We start from the raw sequence: 958 nt of genomic DNA, 5'->3' as shown, positions 1-958 counted from the left end.
AGCAGTGTTCAGCGTAAATGTATCAGAAAACCCTTCCCTTTCCCGGAGCAGCTCAGTGTAAAGCCTGATGCTCTTTTTTCTCTGATGGGATTACCGTAGAGGTGTTGCTACTGGGATCCTGCAGTGACCAGCTTTTCCTGTGCCCAACTCGCCAAACTCGAGATGCCCAAGATGCCCGTGACAGTTGGGATCCCTGTCACACCTTCTGCGGATGAGGCGGATGAGACAGAGATCGGTCATCTTTTGATCGTCGATGATCAGCCCAACAGCCGCCTGCTGCTGGGGGATCTGCTGCAGAGCATTGGCTATCGGGTCAGCGAGGCCGAAAGCGGCAATCAAGCCCTGCAAATGTTGAAAACCTTCCAGCCGGATCTGATCTTGCTGGATGTCATGATGCCGGGGTTAGATGGGTTCGAGGTCTGTCGACGCATCAAAGCGAATGATGAGACACGCTTGATCCCGGTGGTATTGGTTACAGCGGCCAGCGATCACAAAAATCGCGTGCGCGGTATTGAAGCTGGGGCAGATGATTTCTTGAGCAAGCCCTTTGACGAGTCGGAATTGTTGGCGCGGGTGCGTTCCCTCGTTCGCCAAAAGCACCTCAATGAAGACTTGGATCATGCTGCCCAGGTTTTGTTCGCCATTGCCCGCAGTGTGGAAAGCCGGGATCCCACCACCGGGGATCACTGTGAGCGCCTGGCACAAATGGCCAAGAGCTTCGGCGAGTTTTTGCATCTGCCCCGTCCCCTGATCAAGGTGCTGATGTGGGGAGGTTACCTGCACGACATCGGCAAAGTGGGCATACCCGATGCCATTTTGGGTAAAACAGGCAAGCATACGCCGGAAGAGTGGGAGGTGATGAAATCCCATGTCTTGATCGGGGAGCAAATCTGCCGCCCACTACGCACCATGAAAGAGGTGTTGCCCCTCATCCGCCACCACCACGAGCGTTGGGATG

The 958-nt window shown here is 55.1% G+C and carries 1 protein-coding gene; it reads left to right on the top strand.

What is annotated here, in order from left to right; translation table 11 throughout:
- Nucleotides 1-171: 171 nt before the first annotated feature.
- Nucleotides 172-958 (top strand): two-component system response regulator (locus NW815_RS01520; RefSeq protein ID WP_414415643.1); only part of this gene is annotated, 787 nt, incomplete at its 3' end.

The organism is Synechococcus sp. R6-7 (genome assembly GCF_047461695.1).
In the GTDB taxonomy this organism is placed as follows: Bacteria; Cyanobacteriota; Cyanobacteriia; order Thermostichales; family Thermostichaceae; genus Thermostichus.
The sequence above is the reverse complement of the archived record's forward strand: the minus strand, read 5'-3'. Positions and strand labels throughout refer to the sequence as shown.